The following is a 17,967-nucleotide window of genomic DNA, read 5'->3' as shown; positions in this document are numbered from 1 at the left end:
ACCGGGGCACGCCCGGTGGGGCCGCAGGGGGCCGGGTCAGCGGGTGCGGGCCGGGGCGAACCGGCGGTACAGGATCGCACCCGTGAGGATGAGCGCGGCGCTGCCGGCCACTGCGGGGGCCGTGAGATCCGCTCCGGTGTGGGCCAGCGACGCCGCCGCCGGACGCGGCGTGTGCGGGTCCGGCTGGGTCCGGGCGTGGGCCTGCGGCTTGGGCGCCCGGGGCTTCGGCACGGCGGGGTGCACAGGCCGGCGGGAGTGGTCGCCGGAGCCGTTGACCGACTCGTTGCCGATCGCCGGGTTGCCCACACCGACCACGTTGACGCTGTTGCCGGAGACGTTCACCGGCACGTCGACCGGGAGCTGGACCGCGTTGCCGGAGAGCACCCCCGGCGAGTCCGTGGCGGCGCCGTGGGCCGACGCCCCGCCGGAGCCGGCCGATCCGCCGTCGTGCGCGGACGCCTCGCCGGACGCGGCCGGCCCGTCGTCCTCCTTCGCATCGCCGGCGTGCGCCCCTCCCCGGTTGACGCAGGTGTTGCCCGCGGCCGGGTTGAGCAGCCCCACGATGTTCGCGGTGTTGCCGCAGACGTTCACCGGCACGTGCACCGGGACCTGGAGGGTGTTGCCGGAGAGAACCCCTGGCGAGCCGGCCGCCGTACCGTCGGCGGAGGCCCCGTCGGCCGCGAAGGCGGCGGACACCGGCAGTGCCACCGCCATCGCACCGGACGCGGCGGCGACGGCGATCACACCGTTTCGGGTAGTCCGTCTCATGGGTTTCCTGCCTTCCTTACATCGTCGCGGGCACTCGCCCGCACCCCTTAAAACGCGGGTGGGCGGCCGGGGTTATGGCGTCCCGCCCTCCAGTTGCTCCACCTGATACCCCCTAGGGGTATAGTGTGAGGAGTGTGGGGCTCCCCATCGGCCCCACCGGTCCCCTACGCCTCGACGAGGAGCAACGCCATGACCTCCCAGACCGACACCCCGGGCCCCGTCACCGCCGTCTACCGGGTGACCGGCATGAGCTGCGGCCACTGCGAGGGCTCCGTCTCCGGTGAGATCTCCCAGATCCCCGGCGTGACCTCGGTGAAGGCCGTCGCGTCGACGGGCGAGGTGACCGTCGTCTCCGACGCCCCGCTGGACGAGGAGGCCGTGCGCGCCGCCGTGGACGAGGCCGGCTTCGAGCTGGCCGGCAAGGCCTGAGAGAGCCCCCCTGCCCCGACCGGGCCGTGCCGACCAGCTGATACTGGATCCGTACGGTCCGGTCCGATGTCTGGAGTCCGGACATGACCAGCACCACCGCGAAGACAGCCGCGACCACGGGCCCGACCTATGAGGTCGAGCTGCTCATCGGCGGGATGACCTGCGCCTCCTGCGCCGCCCGGGTGGAGCGCAAGCTCAACCGGATGGAGGGCGTGAGCGCCACCGTCAACTTCGCCACCGGGAAGGCCAGGGTCTCCTGCGCCGACGGCGTCCGCGTCGCCGACCTGATCGCCACCGTCGAGCGGACCGGCTACACCGCCGAGGAGCCCCCGCCGCCGGAGCCCGCGCCCGGAGCCGGCGAGGGAAGCCCCGAGCCGGATGCGGAACTCGGCGCGCTGCGGCACCGCCTGATCGTCTCCGCGCTGCTCGCCGCCCCCGTCGTCCTGCTCGCCATGGTCCCCGCGCTCCAGTTCGACGACTGGCAGTGGCTCTCGCTCACCCTGGCCGCGCCCGTCGTCGTCTGGGGCGGCTGGTCCTTCCACCGGGCCGCCTGGACCAACCTCCGGCACGGCGCGGCCACCATGGACACCCTCGTCTCGGTCGGCACGCTGGCCGCGTTCGGCTGGTCGCTGTGGGCGCTGTTCCTCGGCGACGCCGGCCGGCCGGGTATGCACGACGAGTTCCGCCTCACCGTCTCCCGCACCGACGGCGCCTCGGCCGTCTACCTGGAGGTCGCCGCCGGGGTCGTCGCGCTGATCCTGCTCGGCCGCTATCTGGAGGCCCGCTCCAGGCGGCGCGCCGGCGCGGCCCTGCGGGCCCTGATGGAGCTGGGCGCCAAGGAGGTGGCGGTCCTGCGGGACGGCCGCGAGGTGCGGATCCCGGTGTCCTCCCTGGCCGTCGGCGACCGGTTCGCCGTACGGCCCGGTGAGAAGATCGCCACCGACGGCACGGTGGTCGAGGGCGTCTCCGCGGTGGACGCGTCGATGCTGACGGGCGAGTCGGCGCCGGTGGACGTCGGCCCCGGCGACCGGGTCACCGGGGCCACGGTCAACGCCGGCGGCCGGCTGGTCGTCGAGGCCACCCGGGTCGGCGCGGACACCCAGCTCGCCCGGATGGCGAAGCTGGTGGAGGACGCGCAGAACGGCAAGGCCGAGGTGCAGCGGCTCGCCGACCGGATCTCCGCGGTGTTCGTGCCCGCCGTCATCCTCATCGCGCTCGGCACGTTCGGCGTCTGGCTGGGCGTCACCGGGGACACCGTCGCCGCGTTCACCGCCGCCGTCGCGGTGCTGATCATCGCCTGCCCCTGCGCGCTGGGCCTGGCCACACCGACCGCGCTGATGGTCGGCACCGGGCGCGGCGCCCAGCTCGGCATCCTGATCAAGGGTCCCGAGGTCCTGGAGTCCACGCGCCGCGTCGACACGGTAGTCCTGGACAAGACCGGCACGGTCACCACCGGCCGGATGAGCCTGCAGGCGGTGCACGTGGCCGAGGGCGAGGACGAGAAGGAGCTGCTGCGGCTCGCGGGCGCCCTGGAGCACGCCTCGGAGCACCCCGTGGCCCGCGCCGTCGCCGCGGCCGCCGAGGAACGCGCCGGAGCGCTACCGGCGGTCGAGCGGTTCGAGAACGTCCCCGGCCGGGGGGTGCGCGGGCTGGTGGAGGGCCGCACGGTGTCCGTGGGTCGCCTGTACGACACGCTGCCCGAGGAACTGGCGCGCGCGGCCCGCGAGGCCGAGGAGCAGGGCCGCACGGCCGTCGTGGCGGGCTGGGACGGGCGGGCCCGCGGGGTGCTCGCCGTCGCCGACGCGGTCAAGGAGACCAGCGCCGAGGCGGTCCGCGACCTGCGCGCGCTGGGGCTGCGGCCGGTGCTGCTCACCGGGGACAACCGGACGGTCGCCGAGGCGGTCGCCCGGGAGGTCGGCATCGACTCCGCGGACGTCGTCGCCGAGGTGCTGCCCGAGGAGAAGGTGGACGTCGTAAGGCGGCTGCAGCGCGAGGGGCGGTCGGTGGCGATGGTCGGCGACGGGGTGAACGACGCGGCCGCGCTCGCCGCCGCCGACCTGGGCCTCGCCCTGGGCACCGGCACGGACGCGGCGATCGAGGCCGGCGATCTCACACTGGTGCGCGGGGACCTGCGCGTGGCCGCGGACGCGATCCGGCTGTCGCGCAGGACGCTGGCGACCATCAAGGGCAACCTGGTGTGGGCCTTCGGCTACAACGTGGCCGCGCTGCCGCTGGCCGCCGCCGGACTGCTCAATCCCATGATCGCGGGTGCGGCGATGGCCTTCTCCTCGGTGTTCGTGGTGACGAACAGCCTGCGGCTGCGGACCTTCCGGTGACCGGGCGGAAAAGGACGGGACGGAAGTAGGAGTCCCCCTGGAGTCCGGCGCGTGCCTCACATAAGCTCTTCACAAGGCTCGCGCATCTTCCTTACGCTTGAGCTCCGATCGACGTATCGGGGCTCTTGCGCACCTAAGGGACATATGCAAGAGACGCACATCACAGTGATGCGAATGTAACCATCGAAGGGGTTCGAAGGTCTAAGTTGGCGGTGTCAGACCGGCGTCTTGGGGGGCGCCGACTGGCATCTGGGGATGTCTTGGGGGACTTCCCCGGATTGGGGGTACCTCCCCGGCTCCGGCCGAGTCGGAGCTTGGGAGAGCGTTGCCGGGGCACGTACACCGGGAAGCTTTGAGCGGCCCTCCCAGCGTGCGCTGTCCCGGCAGATCGCAACCGCATCACTGGAGTACGGCGAGTTTTGCTCGTTGTGCTCAGACAGCGATTCAGGCGCTGTCCTCTCCGAGCGCCCGGCCGGATCCCGTGGGGGGAATCCGCACCGGGACATGGGAAGGCGCCCTGGTCGTCGGCCCGTGGGGGGACCGGCGTCTCAGGGCGCCTTCCGCTTGACTCACCGCCGCCGCAGGGTCCGCCCGGCCGGGCGGACCCTGGGCTCATCGGCTCAGCGCTCCTCGACCGGCACGAAGTCGCGCTCGACGACGCCCGTGTAGATCTGGCGCGGGCGGCCGATGCGGGAACCCGGCTCCTTGATCATCTCGGTCCACTGGGCGATCCAGCCCGGCAGGCGGCCGAGGGCGAACAGGACCGTGAACATCTCGGTCGGGAAGCCCATGGCCCGGTAGATCAGACCCGTGTAGAAGTCGACGTTCGGGTACAGCTTGCGCTCGACGAAGTAGTCGTCGGACAGCGCGTGCTCCTCCAGCTTCAGGGCGATGTCGAGGAGCTCGTCCTCCTTGCCCAGCGCGGAGAGCACGTCGTGCGCGGCAGCCTTGATGATCTTGGCGCGCGGGTCGAAGTTCTTGTAGACCCGGTGGCCGAAGCCCATCAGGCGGACGCCGTCCTCCTTGTTCTTCACCTTGCGGATGAAGGTGTCGACGTCGGAACCGGAGTCGCGGATGCCCTCCAGCATCTCCAGCACGGACTGGTTGGCGCCGCCGTGCAGCGGGCCCCACAGCGCGTTGATGCCGGCCGAGATCGACGCGAACATGTTGGCCTGCGAGGAGCCGACCAGGCGGACCGTGGAGGTCGAGCAGTTCTGCTCGTGGTCGGCGTGCAGGATGAGCAGCTTGTCCAGCGCGGAGACGACGACCGGGTCCAGCTCGTACTCGTCGGCCGGGACCGAGAAGGTCATGCGCAGGAAGTTCTCGACGTAGCCGAGGTCGTTGCGCGGGTAGACGAACGGGTGGCCGATCGACTTCTTGTACGCGTACGCCGCGATCGTCGGGAGCTTGGCGAGCAGCCGGATCGTGGAGAGGTCGCGCTGCTTCTCGTCGAACGGGTTGTGGCTGTCCTGGTAGAAGGTGGACAGCGCCGAGACGACCGAGGACAGCATGGCCATCGGGTGCGCGTCGCGCGGGAAGCCCCGGTAGAAGTTCTTGACGTCCTCGTGCAGCAGGGTGTGCCGCGTGATGTCGTTCTTGAACGTGGCGAGCTCGTCGACGGTCGGCAGCTCACCGTTGATCAGCAGGTAGGCCACCTCCAGGAAGGTGGAGCGCTCGGCCAGCTGCTCGATGGGGTAGCCGCGGTAGCGGAGGATGCCCGCCTCGCCGTCGAGGTAGGTGATGGCGGATTTATAGGCGGCCGTGTTGCCGTAACCGCTGTCCAGAGTCACCAGACCGGTCTGGGCGCGGAGCTTCCCGATGTCGAAGCCCTTGTCACCGACGGTGCTGTCGACCACCGGGTAGGTGTATTCGCCGTCGCCGTACCGCAGTACTACAGAGTTGTCGCTCACGTCTTCCCTCACCGACGTAGTGCCTCATCTTCGAGGTGCCCTGACTGTCTCTACCATCCCCCATTTGGCTCAGGAGAGTGCACTCGGGGTCGCCATTGGGCTCATCGGCGGCACTCAGTGCCGTCAACCTGCTCATCCTGCCCCCTCCCGGATGCTTCCGGAAGTGGTCTGTGACCTTCATGACTCATTTGATCGATCATTTGTGCCGACGAGCCTGTGGTGGAGAGCGGTGCAGCGGCGTCCCGCGGACACCGTGCGCACCGCCTGGCCGATGGCCTTGCGCGAACCGACGAGGACCACCAGCCGCCGGGCCCGGGTGACCGCCGTGTAGAGGAGGTTGCGCTGGAGCATCATCCACGCTCCGGTGGTGACGGGGATCACCACGGCCGGGTACTCGCTGCCCTGCGAGCGGTGGATGGTCACCGCGTACGCGTGCGCCAGTTCGTCCAGTTCGTCGAACTCGTACGGAACCTCCTCGTCCTCGTCCGTCAGCACCGTCAGACGCTGCTCGACCGGGTCGAGCGAGGTGACGACGCCGACGGTGCCGTTGAAGACACCGTTCTCGCCCTTCTCGTAATTGTTGCGAATCTGGGTGACCTTGTCGCCGACGCGGAAGACCCGGCCGCCGAAGCGCTTCTCCGGCAGATCGGGCCGCCCCGGCGTGATGGCCTGCTGCAGCAGGCCGTTGAGCGCACCGGCCCCGGCCGGTCCCCGGTGCATCGGCGCGAGCACCTGCACGTCCCGGCGCGGGTCCAGACCGAACCTGGCCGGGATCCGGCGGGCGGCGACGTCCACGGTGAGCCGGCCGGCGGCCTCGGTGTCGTCCTCGACGAAGAGGAAGAAGTCCTTCAGCCCGTCGGTGAGCGGGTGCTGCCCCGCGTTGATCCGGTGCGCGTTGGTGACCACGCCCGACTGCTGGGCCTGCCGGAAGACACGGGTGAGCCGGACCGCGGGAAGGGGGCTGCCCTCGGCGAGCAGGTCCCGCAGCACCTCCCCCGCCCCGACGCTGGGCAGCTGGTCCACGTCCCCCACGAACAGCAGGTGCGCGCCCGGCGGCACGGCCTTCACCAGCTTGTTGGCGAGCAGCAGGTCCAGCATGGACGCCTCGTCCACGACCACGAGGTCGGCGTCCAGAGGGCGGTCCCGGTCGTAGGCCGCGTCACCGCCGGGCCGCAGCTCCAGCAGCCGGTGCACGGTGGACGCCTCGGCGCCGGTCAGCTCGGCCAGCCGCTTGGCGGCGCGGCCGGTCGGGGCGGCCAGCAGCACCTTGGCGCGCTTGGCCCGCGCCAGCTCCACGATCGAGCGGACGGTGAACGACTTGCCGCAGCCGGGCCCGCCGGTCAGCACGGCCACCTTCTCGGTCAGCGCCAGCCGGACGGCGGCCTCCTGCTCGGGCGCCAGTTCGGCGCCGGTGCGGGCCTTCAGCCACCCGAGCGCCTTGTCCCAGTCGACGTCCCGGAAGCCGGGCATCCGGTCCTCCCCGGTGCGCAGCAGCCGCAGCAACTGGCCGGCGAGGGACAGCTCGGCGCGGTGGAAGGGGACGAGGTAGACGGCCGTGACGGGCTCCCCGTCCCCGCCGTCCGGGCCGGGCACCCGCTCGCGCACCACCCCGGGATCGGTCCCGTCCTCCGGGGTCCGGGCCAGCTCGGCGAGGCACTCGATGACGAGCCCGGTGTCCACCTGGAGGAGCTTGACGGTGTCGGCGATCAGCCGCTCCTCCGGCAGGAAGCAGTGCCCCTGGTCGGCGGACTGCGACAGGGCGTACTGCAGGCCGGCCTTCACGCGCTCGGGGCTGTCGTGCGGGATGCCGACGGACCGTGCGATCTTGTCGGCGGTGAGGAACCCGATGCCCCAGACGTCGGCGGCGAGCCGGTACGGCTGCTCCTTGACGACGGAGATCGACGCGTCCCCGTACTTCTTGTAGATCCGCACGGCGATGGAGGTGGACACCTCGACGGTCTGGAGGAACAGCATGACCTCCTTGATCGCCTTCTGCTCCTCCCACGCCTCGGCGATCTTCTTGGTCCGCTTGGGCCCGAGGCCCGGAACCTCGATCAGCCGCTTGGGCTCCTCCTCGATGATCCGCAGGGTGTCCAGCCCGAAGTGCTGCGTGATCCGGTCGGCGAACACGGGCCCGATCCCCTTGACCAGCCCGGACCCCAGATAGCGCCGGATGCCCTGGACGGTGGCCGGCAGGACGGTCGTGTAGTTCTCCACGTGGAACTGCCTGCCGTACTGCGGGTGCGAGCCCCAGCGCCCCTCCATGCGCAGGGACTCCCCCACCTGGGCGCCGAGCAGCGCGCCGACGACCGTGAGCAGCTCGGCGCCGCCCCTGCCGGTGTCGACCCGGGCGACGGTGTAGCCGTTCTCCTCGTTGGCGTAGGTGATCCGCTCCAGCACGCCTTCGAGCACGGCGAGGCGCCGCTCGCCGTCCGTGGGGTTCCCCGCCTGGTTGGACATGATCCGAAGGTACCGGCGGGGTCTGACAACCGGCACCGTCACGGTCCGTATCCGCAAAGGTCCGCCGGGTGCCGGTCAGCGGTCCGGAAGAAGCCGCTCAGCGGGCGGCCGGTGTGGCCGGCGCCCGCACCGTGGCCCGCCTCGGCTCGGGCCGTCGAGGAGGCGGTGGCGGCGACGGTCCTCCCACCGCCGCCCGCGCGGCAGGCGTCACAGGGGAGCGAGGCGGGCCTTGAGCAGGCAGAACTCATTGCCTTCGGGGTCGGCGAGCACGTGCCACTCCTCCTCCCCCGTCTGGCCGATGTCGGCCGGGCGCGCACCGAGCTTCAGCAGGCGTTCGAGTTCCGCGTCCTGATCGCGGTCGGTGGCGTTGACGTCGATGTGCAGCCGGGACTTCCCCTTCTCCGGCTCGTCCCTGCGGCTGAGCACGATCGTCGGCTGCGGACCGCCGAAGCCTTCCCGCGGCCCGATCTCCACCCACTCGCCGTCCTCGCGCCCGAGCACGACGAAGTCCAGGACCTCGCACCAGAACCGCGCCAGCGCCTCAGGGTCGTGGCAACCGAGCACCAGCTCACTGATCCGACACGCCATGACAACCTGCTCTCAGCCGGGGATCGCCGGGGAGGCCACGCGAACCCTCATGGGCTCCCGGCGGACGACAACCCGGCGACCGTACCGGACGGGACGAGCGCGGGCGACATGATTTCCGGGCCGGCCGGACCCTTCTTCAGGGCTTCCAGGAAAGGGGTGAAGGCCGGGGCGGCGAAGGTGAGCGTGGCCCGCGTGCGGGCCTTGGAGTCGCGGACGGCGGCGTGGGTGGCGGAACGTGCGATCTCCACGCAGTTGTTGCCGTCGCCGCCGCCTGAATAGGACGACTTACGCCAGCTGTCGGGGGTTATCACGAGGGTGCTCACAGCTCCTTCGCCAGTCTTCGGATGAAGTCACGCGATCGGTCGGGGCCGAGGGCCGCGGCTTCAACTTTACGGAAGAGTGTTCGCATGACGTTGAGTTGAGCTTCACTGTCGATGAAGCCGGTCCCGTCGGGCGCGTCACGAGCGGCTGTGTCCAGCTTCGGAACCGCGCCGCCTGCCAGCATCATGGGGCTCCACGCCCCGCCGAATCCGTCCATGTCGAACGGGATGACGCGCACGGTGATGTGATCGGCTTCGGAGAGTTCCAGGACACGCGCGAGCTGGGCACGCGAGACGGCACGGTCCCCCACTCTGATGCGCAGTGCCGCCTCGTGAATGACCGCCTCGTACGGAAGGGGAGCGGGCCGGTCGAAGATGACCTTGCGCTGCATCCGGTGGCTGACGCGCAAGTCCAGCTCGTCCGCCGGCAGTGCCGGGATCCTGGAGGAGAACGCGGCACGTGCGTAGCTGTCGGTCTGCAGCAGTCCGGGAATGAAGAGGAACTCCACGTCGCATCGGTACCTGGAGTGGTATTCCAGTTCGGCGAGGTCGAGAAAGGGCGTGGGCAGCGATTCCCGGTACTCCTCCCACCAGCCTCGCGTGCGGTCGGTCGCCATGTCCACCAAGGCGGCGACCAGTTCCGCATCCGTGCATGAGTAGTTCGCGGCCATGCGGCGCAGCCGGTTCTCGCTGACCCCCGCCAAGCCGGTCTCGATCTGGCTGATTTGAGGAGGGCTCACTCCGAGCAGTCCCGCGGCCTCCCGGGCAGTGAGCCCTGCCGCCTCCCTGAGTCTGCGCAACTCGGTCGCCAAGCGACGCTGGCGTGCCGTCGGTTCGGACCTCAATGCCATCGCCGGATCTCCTCAACACGCCGGTGGACCGCACCGTTCGGGCGTCAGAGTACGCGACTCGCTTGCGGAACTTAAAGGTTTATCCCTACTGTCAGCGACGTACCGCACACGCTGCGGAAGCGCACCGCGTCGTCCTGCCATGACGGCCGCGGCACTGCCACCGCGCCCGAGAACCCTTTCCCCCTCATGCCGAACGGAGTTGCTGGCGCATGCCCGAAACCGAACCCTTCGACTACACCCTCTACATCCCCAACGATCTGAGAGCCGTGACGGTCTGCCGCCGCACCCTGCGTCTGATCCTGACGGTGCACGGGCTGATCGGCCTGGTGGACACCGCGGAACTGCTCGCGGCGGAGCTGGTCTCCAACGCCGTACGGCACACCAAGGGGCCGGCCGCGCTGCGGGTGCGCCGGTCGGCGCAGGGGGTGGTGTGGATCGGCGCGTGGGACACCGACCCCGCGCCGCCCCCGCCGCCGACGCCCCTGGACCAGGCGAGCGAGCTGGAGGAGGGCCGGGGGCTGGGGCTGGTGACGGCCTGCGCCCGGCACTGGGGCTGGCAGCCCTCGGCCCGGTTCGGGGACCGGGGCAAATACGTGTGGTGCGAACTGGCGGCGGCCTAGCTCGTTGACCGGGCTCGAGGCGAGCGCACGCCCCCGGCCCCGGGCGTGCGCTCGCCCCTAGGCCCGCCGACGCGCCCCGCCCCGCAGGCGGCGTCACCACAGGCCGTCCGTCACGATTGGGTTTCGGCCACTCCGGCCCCTTGCCTCACCCTCGTGTAATCGATTCCAATCCTCCTCACGGAAGTCGTGTAAACGATTTCAGGCCGATCCACGAGGAGGTGGGCGAGCGATGGCCGGCATCAAGGACGTGGCCACCGCGGCGGGAGTCTCCGTCGCCACGGTGTCGCGCGTCCTGAACGGGCACCCTTCGGTCAGCGCCGGTGCGCGCGGGCGGGTGCTGGCGGCGGTCGAGGCGCTGGGCTACCGCCCGAACGCCGTCGCCCGTTCCCTGCGCACCGACCAGACCCACACCCTCGGCCTGGTCATCAGCGACGTGCTGAATCCCTACTTCACCGAGCTGGCACGGTCGGTCGAGGAAGAGGCCCGCGCGCTCGGCTACAGCGTGATCATCGGCAACGCCGACGAGCGGCCCGACCTCCAGGACCATCACGTGCGGAACCTGCTGGACCGGCGCATCGACGGGCTTCTCGTCTCCCCCACCGACGGCGGGTCCCCGCTGATGCTGGAGGCCGCGCGTGCCGGGACGCCGATGGTGTTCGTCGACCGGTGGATCCCCGGGGTGGACGTGCCCGTCGTCCGGGCGGACGGGCGGGCGGCCGTACGGGATCTCGTGGCGCACCTGTACGGCCTCGGGCACCGGCGGCTCGCGATCATCGCCGGCCCCGCGGCCACCACCACCGGCAGCGAGCGCGTCGAGGCGTTCAGGGCCGCGCTGGCCGAGCACGGGCTCGCGCTCCCGGACGCGTACACGGGCCAGGGCGACTTCCAGGCCGAGAGCGGACGGCGGGTCACCGAGGGGTTCTTGGACCTGCCGGAGCCGCCGGAGGCGATCTTCGCTGCCGACAACCTGATGGCGCTCGGGGCGCTGGACGCCGTGCGCGCGCGGGGGCTGCGCGTGCCGGACGACGTCGCGCTGGCCGCGTTCGACGACATCCGGTGGTTCGTGCACACCGATCCGCCGGTCACCGCGATCGCCCAGCCGACCGGCGAGCTGGGGCGGGCCGCCGTACGCGCGCTGGTCGACCTGATCGAGGGGCGCGACCCGCGCTCCGTCACCCTGCCCGCCCGGCTGGTCGTACGCCGCTCGTGCGGTGAGCCGCCCGGCCTGCCGCTCTCACCCCACCCCCCGCAGTCCCTCCCCCCAGTGCAGAGGAGCACGTCGTGAGCAACCCGGACGAGTTGCTGCGCATCGAGGGCATACGCAAGACCTTCCCCGGCGTGGTCGCGCTCGACGGCGTCGACTTCGACCTGCGCCGGGGCGAGGTCCATGTGCTGCTCGGTGAGAACGGCGCCGGCAAGAGCACGCTGATCAAGATGCTCTCCGGGGCCTACACCCCCGACGCCGGCCGGATTCTCGTAGGCGGTGAGGAGGTGCGCATCCACGGAGCGCAGGACTCCGAGCGGCTCGGGATCGCCACCATCTACCAGGAGTTCAACCTGGTGCCCGATCTGACCGTCGCCGAGAACATCTTCCTGGGGCGGCAACCGCGCCGCTTCGGGATGATCGACCGGAAGCGGATGGAGGCCGAGGCCGAAACGCTGCTGGAGCGGGTCGGGGTCCCTGTCTCGCCACGCGCGCGCGTGCGGGAACTGGGGATCGCGCGGCTGCAGATGGTCGAGATCGCCAAGGCGCTCAGCCTCGACGCGCGCGTGCTCGTCATGGACGAGCCGACCGCGGTGCTCACCTCGGAGGAGGTGGAGAAGCTCTTCGCCCTCGTGCGGTCGCTGCGGGCGGACGGCGTCGGCATCGTGTTCATCACCCACCACCTGGAGGAGATCGCCGCGCTCGGGGACCGGGTCACCGTCATCCGGGACGGCAGGAGCGTCGGGCAGGTGCCCGCCTCCACGCCCGAGGAGGAGCTCGTACGGCTGATGGTGGGGCGGTCCATCGAGCAGCAGTACCCGCGCCGGCGGCCCGAGCGGGGCGCTGCGCTGCTGTCCGTCGAGGGCCTCACCCGTGACGGGGTCTTCCACGACGTGAGCTTCGAGGTGCGCGCCGGCGAGGTCGTCGGCGTCGCGGGGCTCGTGGGGGCCGGGCGGACGGAGGTCGTGCGGGCCGTGTTCGGCGCGGATCCGTACGACCACGGGGTCGTGCGGGTCTCCGGGACCAAGCTCAGGCGGCACGACGTGAACGCCGCCCTGGCGGCCGGGATCGGGCTCGTGCCGGAGGACCGCAAGGGCCAGGGGCTGGTGCTGGACGCCTCCGTGGAGGAGAACCTCGGGCTGGTGACCCTGCGGTCCGCGACCCGGGCGGGGCTGGTGGACCGCAGGGCGCAGCGTGCCGCGGCCGAGCGGATGGCCGGCCGGCTGGGCGTGCGCATGGCGGGGCTCGGGCAGCGGGTGCGGACCCTGTCGGGCGGCAACCAGCAGAAGGTCGTCATCGGCAAGTGGCTGCTGGCCGACACGAAGGTGCTGATCCTGGACGAGCCCACGCGCGGTGTCGACGTCGGCGCGAAGGTCGAGATCTACCAGCTGATCAATGAGCTGACGGCTGCCGGGGCCGCCGTCCTGATGATCTCCAGCGATCTGCCCGAGGTGCTCGGCATGAGCGACCGGGTGCTGGTGATGGCCCAGGGCCGGATCGCCGGTGAACTCGCGGCCGACGAGGCCACCCAGGACGCCGTCATGGCGCTCGCCGTCTCCACCCCGACCACCGAGAAGGAGGCCACCCGTGGCCACTGACACGCTCACGAGCACGACGGGCGCGAGCGGCGCCCCGGGCGGCCTGCGCCGGCTCCTGCTCGACAACGGCGCGCTCACCGCGCTGATCGTCCTCGTCGTCGCCCTGTCGGCGCTGTCCGGCGACTTCCTGACGACGGACAACCTGCTGAACATCGGCGTCCAGGCGGCCGTGACGGCGATCCTCGCGTTCGGCGTGACGTTCGTGATCGTCTCCGCGGGCATCGACCTGTCCGTCGGCTCGGTGGCCGCGCTGTCGGCGACCGTCCTCGCCTGGAGCGCGACGCAGCACGGGACGCCGGTCGTCCTGGCGGTCGTCCTCGCCGTCGCCACCGGCGTCGCCGCCGGCCTGGTGAACGGTTTCCTCATCGCCTACGGCAAGCTGCCGCCGTTCATCGCGACGCTGGCCATGCTGTCGGTGGGCCGCGGTCTGGCCCTGGTGATCTCGCAGGGCTCCCCCATCGCCCTCCCCGGTTCCGTCTCGCGCCTCGGCGACACCCTCGGCGGCTGGCTGCCGGTTCCGGTGCTGGTCATGGCGGCGATGGGGCTGATCGCCGCGCTGGTGCTGGGGCGGACGTACATCGGGCGGTCCATGTACGCGATCGGCGGCAACGAGGAGGCCGCACGGCTGTCGGGCCTCAGGGTGAAGCGGCAGAAGCTCGTGATCTACGCCCTGTCCGGGGTGTTCGCCGCGACGGCGGGCGTCGTGCTGGCCGCGCGGCTGTCCTCCGCGCAGCCGCAGGCCGCCGACGGCTACGAGCTGGACGCGATCGCCGCGGTCGTCATCGGCGGCGCCTCGCTGGCGGGCGGCACCGGCAAGGCGTCCGGCACGCTGATCGGCGCGCTGATCCTGGCGGTGCTGCGCAACGGCCTCAACCTGCTGTCGGTGTCGGCGTTCTGGCAGCAGGTCGTGATCGGCGTCGTGATCGCGCTGGCGGTGCTGCTGGACACCGTGCGGCGCAGGGTCGGGGCGACTCCGGCCGCCGCCGGGACGGGCGGGCCGAAGGGGAGGCAGGCGGTGACGTACGCGCTCGCGGCCGTGGTCACCGCGGCGGTCGTCGGCGCGACCTCCTTCCTGCACGGCGGTTCCCCCTCCTCGGCGAAGCCGGCGATGGGCCTGTCCCTGTCGACCCTCAACAACCCCTTCTTCGTGCAGATCCGGGCCGGCGCCCAGGCCGAGGCCAAGAGGCTGGGCGTGGACCTGACCGTCACGGACGCCCAGAACGACGCCTCCCAGCAGGCCAACCAGCTGCAGAACTTCACCAGTTCGCGGCGGGGGGCGATCATCGTCAACCCGGTGGACTCGGACGCGGCGGGCAACTCCGTCAAGGCCGCCGACCGGGCGGGGATCCCGGTCGTCGCCGTCGACCGGGGTGTCGGCAAGGCGTCCGTGGACACGCTGGTGGCCTCCGACAACGTCGCGGGCGGTGAGCTGGCCGCGAAGACCCTCGCGGAGAAGCTGGGCGGCAAGGGGAAGATCGTCGTCCTGCAGGGGCAGGCGGGCACCTCGGCCGCCCGGGAGCGGGCGGCCGGCTTCGCCCGGGGCCTCAAGGCCTACCCCGGCATCCGGGTGCTGGCCGAGCAGCCCGCCGACTTCGACCGCGCCAAGGGTCTCGACGTGATGTCGAACCTGCTGCAGGCCCACCCCGGCGTGCAGGGCGTCATCGCCGCCAACGACGAGATGGCCCTCGGCGCGATCAAGGCCCTCGGCGCCAAGGCCGGCACGTCCGTGCAGGTGGTCGGCTTCGACGGCACCCCGGACGGACTGGCCGCGGTGAAGAACGGCACGCTGTACGCGTCGGTGGCCCAGCAGCCGACCCAGCTGGGCCGGATCGCCGTGGACAACGCGCTGAAGGCGGTCCGGGGCGAGAAGGTGGAGCCGACGGTGAAGGTGCCGGTGAAGGTGGTCACGAAGGACAACGTGGCCGGCTTCAGCGGCTGACACAAGGACGGCGGCGGACGGCCGTACCCGGGCGAGGCGCCGGGGCGGCCGTCCGCCCGTGGTCATCTCTCAGGGAGCCAACAGATGTACGACTACGACCTCCTGGTCGTGGGTTCGGCCAACGCCGACCTGGTGATCGACGTCGAGCGGCGGCCGGCCGCCGGCGAGACGGTGCTCGGCGGCGACCTGGCCGTCCACCCCGGCGGCAAGGGCGCCAACCAGGCGGTCGCCGCGGCCCGGCTCGGGGCCGGCACGGCCCTGCTGGCGCGGGTCGGCGACGACGGCCACGGCCGGCTGCTGCTCGACTCCCTGCGCGCGGCCGGGGTGGACACGGCGGGCGTGCTGGTGGGCGGCGCGCCGACGGGCGTCGCGCTCATCACCGTGGACCCCTCCGGCGACAACAGCATCGTGGTGTCACCGGGCGCCAACTCCCGGCTGCTGCCCGCGGACGTCCGGGCGGCCACCGGCCTCCTCCACAGGTCACGGGTGGTGTCGGCGCAGCTGGAGATCCCGCTGGAGACGGTCGTGGAGGTCGTCCGGAACCTGGCGCCCGGCAGCCGCTTCGTCCTGAACCCCTCTCCGCCGCGCCCGCTGCCGCCGGAGGTGCTGGCCGCCTGCGATCCGCTGATCGTCAACGAGCACGAGGCGCGGGTGCTGCTCGGGGGCGCCCGGGCGAGCGGGGATCCCGCCGACTGGGCGCGGCTGCTGCTGGCCGAGGGCCCGCGCTCGGTGGTGGTGACGCTGGGCGCGGAGGGCGCACTGGTGTGCGACGGCTCCGGGGTGACGCGGGTGCCGTCGGTGGCGGTGGAGGCGGTGGACACGACCGGTGCGGGCGACGCCTTCGCCGCCGCCCTGGCCTGGCGGCTGGGCGCGGGCGCCGCCCTGGCCGAGGCGGCGGCCTACGCGGCCCGGGTCGGCGCGGCGGCCGTGACCCGGCGGGGCGCGCAGGAGTCGTACCCCACGGCGGCGGAGGTCGAGGCGCTGTGAAGAAGGCGGGCATCCTCAACCGCCGTCTGTCCGGGGCCCTGGCCGAGCTGGGGCACGGCGACGGGGTGCTGGTGTGCGACGCGGGCATGCCCGTCCCGGACGGGCCGCGGCTGGTGGACCTCGCCTTCCGCGCCGGCGTCCCGTCCTTCGCGGAGGTCCTGGACGGCCTGCTGGCCGAGCTGGTGGTGGAGGGCGCCACGGCGGCCCGCGAGGTACGGGCGGCCAATCCGGCGGCGACGGTGCTGCTGGAGTCCCGCTTCCCCGGCGGGCTCACCCTCGTCCCGCACGAGCGGCTGAAGGAGCTGTCGGCGCGGGCGCGGCTGGTGGTCCGCACCGGGGAGGCACGGCCGTACGCGAACGTGCTGCTGCGGTGCGGGGTGTTCTTCTGAGGGCCTGACGTTCTCGAGGGGCTTGCCCGGTCCGTGGACCGGGCAAGCCCCTCGGCTTTTCCCTCCCCGTCAGGACTCCCGTGACCCCCCCGGGTCCCCCGTCGGTCGTCCTGATGCCATGTACGACACGCTTCGGGGCCGGACGGTTGCACGGCGTCCAGATTTTTTTCCGTGCGCTCCGACGGACCTCGGGTGACGTGTGCGCACAGGGGAAGCCGGCCTCCGCGTGGGGTGGGGGCGACGCCGTCTCCCCGCCTCGTTGTTCGAGGGGGCGAACAACCGGTGCGCGTGGCCTTAGGGTCTGCTCGGAACCAGGACCCCCGCCCGGGGGTCTACGAGGGCGTACGACGAGACGCGCGACCGGAGGACGACGAGATGACGGTGACCCTGGCGGACGTGGCGGCCCGCGCGCAGGTCTCCCCCGCGACGGTGTCGCGCGTGCTGAACGGGAACTACCCGGTCGCCGCCTCCACGCGCGAGCGGGTGCTGCGGGCCGTGGACGAGCTGGACTACGTCCTCAACGGCCCCGCCAGCGCGCTCGCCGCGGCCAGCTCCGACCTGGTCGGCATCCTCGTCAACGACATCGCCGACCCCTTCTTCGGCATCATGGCCGGCGCGATCCAGGCGGAGATAGGCGGACCGGGCGGGCGCGCCGGCGGCGAGCGCCTGGCGGTCGTGTGCAACACCGGCGGCTCCCCGGAGCGGGAACTGACCTATCTGACCCTGCTGCAGCGGCAGCGGGCCGCGGCGGTCGTGCTGACCGGCGGGGCCGTGGAGGACGCGCCGCACGCGGCGGCGGTCGCGGCGAAGCTGCGGAAGTTCGCGGACGCCGGGACCCGGGTGGTGCTGTGCGGGCGGCCGCCGGTGCCGGACACCGACGCCATCGCGCTGACCTTCGACAACCGGGGCGGCGCCCGCGCCCTGACCGGCCACCTCGTCGGCCTGGGCCACCGCCGGCTCGGCTACATCGCCGGCCCCGAGGAGCGCACGACCACCCGGCACCGCCTGGAGGGACACCGCGCGGCGCTCTCGGCGGCGGGCGTCGAGGAGGACCCCGCCTGGACGGTGCACGGCCGCTACGACCGCCGGTCCGGCTACGAGGCGACCCTGGAGCTGCTGCGCCGCGACCCCTCCCTGACGGCGATCGTCGCCGCGAACGACTCCGTCGCCCTCGGCGCCTGCGCCGCCCTGCGCGAGTCCGGCCTGCGCATCCCCGAGGACGTCTCCGTGGCGGGCTTCGACGACCTGCCGTTCAGCGCGGACGCGGTGCCTGCCCTGACGACGGTCCGGCTGCCGCTGTCGGAGGCGGGCGCGCGGGCGGGCCGCATCGCCATGGGCCGTGAAGAGCCGCCGCCCGGCGGGATCGCCTCCGTGCGGGGCGAGCTGATGGTGCGGGGCTCGACCGGAACGCCGCGCGGCTGACCGGCGGACGCGGGTCGCGGATCGCGACCGGCGCGTGGTGCCCGCGGGGCGCGGTGGTGGTGCCGGTGATGGAGTGCTGGTCGCCCAGATGGCCGGGGGGCGGCGGGGGCCGGGGACCAGGACGGGTGGCACGGGCGGCCGGGGCG

General features: G+C 72.4%; 15 protein-coding genes. 9 read left to right on the top strand and 6 right to left on the bottom strand.

Annotated features, from left to right (window positions below):
* Positions 1-36 precede the first annotated feature (36 nt).
* Entirely contained in the window at positions 37-768 is a 732-nt protein-coding gene (locus tag ABZ261_RS07795) for a chaplin (protein WP_356856421.1), read from the bottom strand.
* Positions 769-957: 189 nt separating this feature from the next.
* Between ABZ261_RS07795 and ABZ261_RS07790 the strand changes: the two genes are divergently transcribed.
* Complete coding sequence (locus tag ABZ261_RS07790) at positions 958-1,197, top strand: heavy metal-associated domain-containing protein (protein WP_356856419.1); 240 nt, start codon at positions 958-960, stop codon at positions 1,195-1,197.
* 83 nt (positions 1,198-1,280) lie between these two features.
* Positions 1,281-3,533: a heavy metal translocating P-type ATPase gene (locus ABZ261_RS07785; protein ID WP_356856417.1), complete on the top strand. Its 2,253-nt coding sequence runs from the start codon at positions 1,281-1,283 to the stop codon at positions 3,531-3,533.
* A gap of 620 nt (positions 3,534-4,153) precedes the next feature.
* On the opposite strand, the gene ABZ261_RS07780 is transcribed toward ABZ261_RS07785, so the two are convergent.
* The 5 genes from ABZ261_RS07780 to ABZ261_RS07760 all read right to left on the bottom strand — a co-directional run bounded on the left by ABZ261_RS07780 (position 4,154) and on the right by ABZ261_RS07760 (position 9,662).
* On the bottom strand, positions 4,154-5,443 hold the full coding sequence (locus tag ABZ261_RS07780) for a citrate synthase (protein ID WP_356856415.1): 1,290 nt from the start codon (positions 5,441-5,443) through the stop codon (positions 4,154-4,156).
* A 177-nt stretch (positions 5,444-5,620) separates the two neighbouring features.
* Positions 5,621-7,903: an ATP-dependent RecD-like DNA helicase gene (locus ABZ261_RS07775; RefSeq protein WP_356856413.1), complete on the bottom strand. Its 2,283-nt coding sequence runs from the start codon at positions 7,901-7,903 to the stop codon at positions 5,621-5,623.
* A 207-nt stretch (positions 7,904-8,110) separates the two neighbouring features.
* A complete protein-coding gene (locus ABZ261_RS07770; RefSeq protein WP_356856411.1) occupies positions 8,111-8,491 on the bottom strand; it encodes a VOC family protein in 381 nt (126 codons plus the stop codon).
* A gap of 47 nt (positions 8,492-8,538) precedes the next feature.
* On the bottom strand, positions 8,539-8,802 hold the full coding sequence (locus tag ABZ261_RS07765) for a DUF397 domain-containing protein (RefSeq protein ID WP_356856691.1): 264 nt from the start codon (positions 8,800-8,802) through the stop codon (positions 8,539-8,541).
* An 8-nt stretch (positions 8,803-8,810) separates the two neighbouring features.
* The gene (locus ABZ261_RS07760; protein ID WP_356856409.1) at positions 8,811-9,662 is read right to left on the bottom strand and encodes a helix-turn-helix transcriptional regulator; all 852 of its coding nucleotides are present in this window, start codon (positions 9,660-9,662) and stop codon (positions 8,811-8,813) included.
* Between the two features lie 209 nt (positions 9,663-9,871).
* On the opposite strand from ABZ261_RS07760, the gene ABZ261_RS07755 reads away from it, so the two are divergent.
* The 7 genes from ABZ261_RS07755 (at position 9,872) to ABZ261_RS07725 (ending at position 17,821) form a co-directional block, all read left to right on the top strand.
* Entirely contained in the window at positions 9,872-10,282 is a 411-nt protein-coding gene (locus tag ABZ261_RS07755) for an ATP-binding protein (protein ID WP_356856407.1), read from the top strand.
* Positions 10,283-10,511: 229 nt separating this feature from the next.
* Positions 10,512-11,567, top strand: a complete 1,056-nt coding sequence (locus ABZ261_RS07750; protein ID WP_356856405.1) for a LacI family DNA-binding transcriptional regulator — start codon at positions 10,512-10,514, stop codon at positions 11,565-11,567.
* Positions 11,564-13,084: a sugar ABC transporter ATP-binding protein gene (locus ABZ261_RS07745; RefSeq protein WP_356856403.1), complete on the top strand. Its 1,521-nt coding sequence runs from the start codon at positions 11,564-11,566 to the stop codon at positions 13,082-13,084. Before ABZ261_RS07750 ends, ABZ261_RS07745 begins: the two co-directional genes overlap by 4 nt.
* Positions 13,074-15,023 (top strand): substrate-binding domain-containing protein, encoded by a 1,950-nt coding sequence (locus ABZ261_RS07740; protein WP_356856401.1) that lies wholly within the window; start codon positions 13,074-13,076, stop codon positions 15,021-15,023. The genes ABZ261_RS07745 and ABZ261_RS07740 overlap by 11 nt, the downstream gene beginning before the upstream one ends.
* Before the next feature lie 84 nt (positions 15,024-15,107).
* A complete protein-coding gene (locus tag ABZ261_RS07735; RefSeq protein WP_356856399.1) occupies positions 15,108-16,010 on the top strand; it encodes a ribokinase in 903 nt (300 codons plus the stop codon).
* Complete coding sequence (rbsD, locus tag ABZ261_RS07730; RefSeq protein WP_356856397.1) at positions 16,007-16,399, top strand: D-ribose pyranase; 393 nt, start codon at positions 16,007-16,009, stop codon at positions 16,397-16,399. The genes ABZ261_RS07735 and rbsD overlap by 4 nt, the downstream gene beginning before the upstream one ends.
* A 375-nt stretch (positions 16,400-16,774) precedes the next feature.
* Positions 16,775-17,821, top strand: a complete 1,047-nt coding sequence (locus tag ABZ261_RS07725; protein WP_356856395.1) for a LacI family DNA-binding transcriptional regulator — start codon at positions 16,775-16,777, stop codon at positions 17,819-17,821.
* The last annotated feature ends 146 nt before the right edge of the window (positions 17,822-17,967 follow it).

It is taken from the genome of Streptomyces sp. NPDC006193 (assembly GCF_040613915.1).
Taxonomy (GTDB): domain Bacteria; phylum Actinomycetota; class Actinomycetes; order Streptomycetales; family Streptomycetaceae; genus Streptomyces.
This window is presented reverse-complemented; position numbering and strand designations above follow the sequence as displayed.

Excerpts from the sequence above, each read along its gene's own strand:
- ABZ261_RS07795 (WP_356856421.1), bottom strand. The coding sequence starts at position 768 with ATGAGACGGACTACCCGAAACGGTGTGATCGCCGTCGCCGCCGCGTCC.
- ABZ261_RS07790 (WP_356856419.1), top strand. The coding sequence starts at position 958 with ATGACCTCCCAGACCGACACCCCGGGCCCCGTCACCGCCGTCTACCGG.
- ABZ261_RS07785 (WP_356856417.1), top strand. The coding sequence starts at position 1,281 with ATGACCAGCACCACCGCGAAGACAGCCGCGACCACGGGCCCGACCTAT.
- ABZ261_RS07775 (WP_356856413.1), bottom strand. The coding sequence starts at position 7,903 with ATGTCCAACCAGGCGGGGAACCCCACGGACGGCGAGCGGCGCCTCGCC.
- ABZ261_RS07770 (WP_356856411.1), bottom strand. The coding sequence starts at position 8,491 with ATGGCGTGTCGGATCAGTGAGCTGGTGCTCGGTTGCCACGACCCTGAG.
- ABZ261_RS07760 (WP_356856409.1), bottom strand. The coding sequence starts at position 9,662 with ATGGCATTGAGGTCCGAACCGACGGCACGCCAGCGTCGCTTGGCGACC.
- ABZ261_RS07755 (WP_356856407.1), top strand. The coding sequence starts at position 9,872 with ATGCCCGAAACCGAACCCTTCGACTACACCCTCTACATCCCCAACGAT.
- ABZ261_RS07750 (WP_356856405.1), top strand. The coding sequence starts at position 10,512 with ATGGCCGGCATCAAGGACGTGGCCACCGCGGCGGGAGTCTCCGTCGCC.
- ABZ261_RS07735 (WP_356856399.1), top strand. The coding sequence starts at position 15,108 with ATGTACGACTACGACCTCCTGGTCGTGGGTTCGGCCAACGCCGACCTG.
- ABZ261_RS07725 (WP_356856395.1), top strand. The coding sequence starts at position 16,775 with ATGACGGTGACCCTGGCGGACGTGGCGGCCCGCGCGCAGGTCTCCCCC.